The sequence below is a fragment of the Ilumatobacter sp. genome (assembly GCF_049588435.1).
GTDB lineage: Bacteria > Actinomycetota > Acidimicrobiia > Acidimicrobiales > Ilumatobacteraceae > Ilumatobacter_A.
The window spans coordinates 1-3916 of record NZ_JBAVYV010000377.1 but is presented as its reverse complement, the minus strand read 5'-3'; the positions used below and the strand labels follow the sequence as shown (position 1 = coordinate 3916).

General features: G+C 67.3%; 5 protein-coding genes. 4 read left to right on the top strand and 1 reads right to left on the bottom strand.

Annotated elements, in window-relative coordinates; all coding sequences use genetic code 11:
• The 3 genes from WBV89_RS14580 to WBV89_RS14570 form a co-directional block, all read left to right on the top strand.
• The coding region (locus WBV89_RS14580; RefSeq protein ID WP_423982080.1) for a hypothetical protein at positions 1 to 392 on the top strand (392 nt) is incomplete at its 5' end.
• An 81-nt stretch (positions 393 to 473) separates the two neighbouring features.
• The gene (locus tag WBV89_RS14575; protein ID WP_423982079.1) at positions 474 to 1793 is read left to right on the top strand and encodes a flavohemoglobin expression-modulating QEGLA motif protein; all 1320 of its coding nucleotides are present in this window, start codon (positions 474 to 476) and stop codon (positions 1791 to 1793) included.
• A gap of 315 nt (positions 1794 to 2108) precedes the next feature.
• Complete coding sequence (locus tag WBV89_RS14570; RefSeq protein ID WP_423982078.1) at positions 2109 to 2366, top strand: hypothetical protein; 258 nt, start codon at positions 2109 to 2111, stop codon at positions 2364 to 2366.
• A 45-nt stretch (positions 2367 to 2411) separates the two neighbouring features.
• Here the strand turns inward: WBV89_RS14570 and WBV89_RS14565 are convergent, their stop codons facing one another.
• Positions 2412 to 3254: an SDR family NAD(P)-dependent oxidoreductase gene (locus tag WBV89_RS14565; RefSeq protein ID WP_423982077.1), complete on the bottom strand. Its 843-nt coding sequence runs from the start codon at positions 3252 to 3254 to the stop codon at positions 2412 to 2414.
• Between the two features lie 167 nt (positions 3255 to 3421).
• Between WBV89_RS14565 and WBV89_RS14560 the strand changes: the two genes are divergently transcribed.
• Positions 3422 to 3916: amidohydrolase family protein (locus tag WBV89_RS14560; protein WP_423982076.1), on the top strand; the 495-nt coding region annotated here is incomplete at its 3' end.

Below are 3916 nucleotides of genomic sequence, written 5' to 3'. Positions count from 1 at the left end.
AGAACGACCTGATCGGTGAAGTCGTCGTGGCGATGGGAGTCGAGCTTCAGCACACCCTCGAACCCGTGCTCGCAGAGAATGTTGCCGATCACGTCGAGTTGATCGCTGCGGTGTGGCCGGTGGTCGCCACCGTGGAATCGGACGCCGTGTTCGCACTGTTCTTCGAAGCGAACGGTCTTGCCGCCAGCGGGCGCGAGCCGTACGACTCGCTCGTGCCGTCCCTCGTCGAGATGTGGATCGCGTGGGCCTCCGACTTCATCGATGCTCCTGCCGGCGTGCGGCGAGTCGAGGCCGAGACTGCGATTGCCGTCCTCGACGGGCTCCTCCTCCTGCGCCAACTCGCGGGTCCGGAAGCGGCCGATCGGGCGGCGGAGCGACTCGGGGTCAGGTAGCCGAGAGGGGCGCCGGAGTCGTCCGGAAATCAATGGCTCAGATGTGCATGCGCGGTGCGCGAAGTCTGCAAGAGTTCGCCGATGACATACGAGGCCGACAACGAACGGTTCCGCCAATCAGCCAAGATCCTGCACGACGTCGCCAAGCCGATGCGGGTCCTCTCCGCACTCGCCTGGCCGGCCGAGCTCCGCGAGAGGTTCCTCGAGTCGGGCGGCTCCAGGCTCCCACAGCCGGAGTTCCACCCGATCGATCCAGCTCCCGTGTTGGAGGGCGTGGCCGCTGCGCGTCGGCTGCTCCAGCCCGGCTCGATCGTCGACGACTGGCTCGAGAGCGAGGCGAGCTGCATCGAGGCGACCGCGCGCATGCTCGCGTCGGTCGGAACGCCCGAGTTCCACGAGCACAGCCGATCCCTGTACGGCGGACCGGACAAGCCGTTGCGCTTCGACCCGGCGACGCCGTTGCATCTCGCTCAGCGATTCGAGGAGTCGCTGTCGGGCCTGTCGGACAGCAAGCTCGTCCCACCGCCCGTGCGCAACCGGACGAGCACCGACATCGCGGACCACCTGAGGGCGGCCGTGGGGGAGCACTTCGGCGACTCCGCACCCGAGATCCTGATCGTCGACGAACTCTCCGCGAATGCCGTGGCGTCGACGAGCCGGATCAAGATCCGTCGCGACGCGATGTTCACGACGAAGGACGCCTCACAGCTGTTGAACCACGAGGCGTACATCCACGTCGCCACCGGACTGAACGGCCGGGCCCAGACCGACATCCCGATCCTCGCGATCGGTCACCCCGGAACGACACGCACCCAGGAAGGGCTCGCCGTCTACTCCGAGTACGTGTCGGGAACGCTCGGGCTCGATCGGCTGCGTCGTCTCGCGGAGCGGATCCTCGGTGTCCAGATGGTCTGTGAGGGCGCCGACTTCATCGAGCTCTACCGCTGGTTCCTCGATCGCAGTCCCGCTCCCGAGCAGGCGTTCGAGTCGACGCGACGGATCTTCCGTGGCGCGCCGATCACCGGTGGGTCACCGTTCACCAAGGACTGCACCTATCTGTCCGGCTTCCTCGCCGTGTCGACGTTCATCCGTGCGGCGTTTGTCGCCGGACGCGCGGACGCGGTCGCCCTGCTGTTCTCCGGCAAACTCGATTTGTGGTCGGTGCCGGCGCTCGCCGAACTGCGCAGTCGCGGACTCGTGATTCCGGCGCAGTTCGTGCCGCCGTGGGCGAGCGACCCGAACTGGATTCTCAGTCACCTGACGCTCAGTACGTTCATGGCGGACGTGGACCTCGGGAGTGTCGCGGAGTCGGTGGGACATCTGCTCAACCACTCGCCACGTGTGGACCTCGGCGACCGCATCGTCGGTGCCGCCGCGGCGGCGACACCGTCCGGGTCGTAGGTTTTCGAGGGAGCGCGACAACCGTTGCTCCGCAACGCTCGATTGACTACCGCGGTTCGCGGAACAGGTTCGATCCGATCGACACGAGCGGTGCCGCGAGGATCAGTCCGACGATCCCGGCGAACACACCACCGGCGACCGTCGCGAGCAACACCACGATCACGGGGGCCGAGCTGTGCTCCCCAGCGTCGGTCCGGGTCCTCTCGTCCGACGAGTGGGAGCGCCTGGTTCCGGGTGACTCGCCACGGACCCATCCCCTGAGCTGCCCTGACGGATGGTGTTGCAGGTCGGGATCGGACGGTGATGGTCTGAGATGTGCACTGGCCACCGGGACCATGGCATCAACCGTCGCCCAGCCGGGCCGGTCGAGACCTCGAGCCGACGTGCATCGGTGGATCACCGGGCACCGCCGACTCGATGGAGCGAGCGGTCGAGCGTTGCGAGGCGGAATCCGCCCCGTTCGAGGCCGCCTACCACGACTGCATGCACGGAGCGCCCGGCCACGCCGACTCGCTCGAACGATGGGTCGAATACTGCGTCGAGGTGGCCGTCACGGCAATCCCGGCCGAGTGATCGATCAGCCCGTGACGAGCACGAACTCCGAATCGTCGATCGGCGTCAGACGAAGCCGGTCGGCGTGGGGTTGATGCCCTCGACGATCTGACGGGCGCGATCGGTGATCGCCGGTTTCGCTTCCTCGTGGGTGAGGATCCAGAACTGATTGTCGACGACCGCGTCGTGGACCGCCTCGGCCACGTCGGCGGGCGGGATCCCCGCGGCGATCATCTGATCGATCGCCGACTGGACCTCGCTCGGCTGGTCCCCGTCGAGTTCGGCCCGCGCCTCGTCGGGCATGTTGCGGCGACTCGATCCGATCGCGGTCTGCACGAACGCCGGGCAGAGCACGGACACGCCGACGCCGGACTGGGTCATCTGCATCTCCTTGACCAGCGTCTCGGACAGCGCGACGACGCCGTACTTCGACACGTTGTAGGCACCCATCATCGGTGCCGACGCGTGTCCGGCCATCGATGCGGTGTTGATCACGTGCGCACCCTCGCCGTGCTCGATCATCGCGGGGAGGAACACCTTGCAGCCGTAGATGACACCCCACAGGTTGACGTCGATCACCCAGCGCCACTGCTCGATGTCGTCGGAGCGGGCGATCAGACCACCGCTGCCGACGCCGGCGTTGTTGCACAGGACGTGCACGTTGCCGAACTGCTCGCGGCTGAACGTTTCGAGTTCCTGGATCGCCGCGAGATCGGAGACGTCGCAGTGCATCCCGCACACCTCGACGCCGGCGGCGGAGAGCTCTTCGACGGCAGCGTCGAGCGGTCCGTCCTCGACGTCAGCGAGTACGAGGTTCATTCCGGCCGCACCGAATCGGCGTGCCATCGCGAGACCGATTCCGCTCGCCCCACCGGTGATGACTGCGGTCTTGCCGCTCAGATCGTCCATCGGACGAGTCTGGCCGATGCGGGCCACCACGCCCCGATCGCGCGGCCTCGTCCGGTGAGGAGTGAGACGTACGGGTTGTCTCACATCTCACCGGAGGGAGGAACGTGCGTGCGGGATCGGCCCGGCTCCGGCTGATCGGGGTGGGGTACGACGCGCGACGATGGGACATGGCTGAATTCGATCTGGTGGTCCGCGGCGGCAAGGTCATCGACGGGACGGGGGCCCCTGGCGAGTACGGCGACATCGCCGTTCGTGACGGTGTCATCATCGAGCGCGGGAAGGTGTCGGGGCGCGGTCGTCGCGAGATGGACGCCGACGGCGCGCTGGTGATCCCGGGGATCGTCGACATCCACGCCCACTACGACGGCCAGGCGACCTGGGAAGAGCGGATGCAACCGTCGTCGTGGCACGGGGTGACCACGGTGGTGATGGGGAACTGCGGTGTCGGGTTCGCCCCGGTGCATGACGCCGATCACGACCAGCTGATCGAGTTGATGGAGGGGGTCGAGGACATCCCCGGAGCTGCGCTGCACGAGGGGCTGATGTGGAACTGGAACTCGTTCGGCGAATTCCTCGATGCGGTCGACGCCCGGCCGCACGACATCGACGTCGCCGCGCAGGTTCCGCACGGTGCGCTGCGCCTCAACGTGATGGGCGAGCGC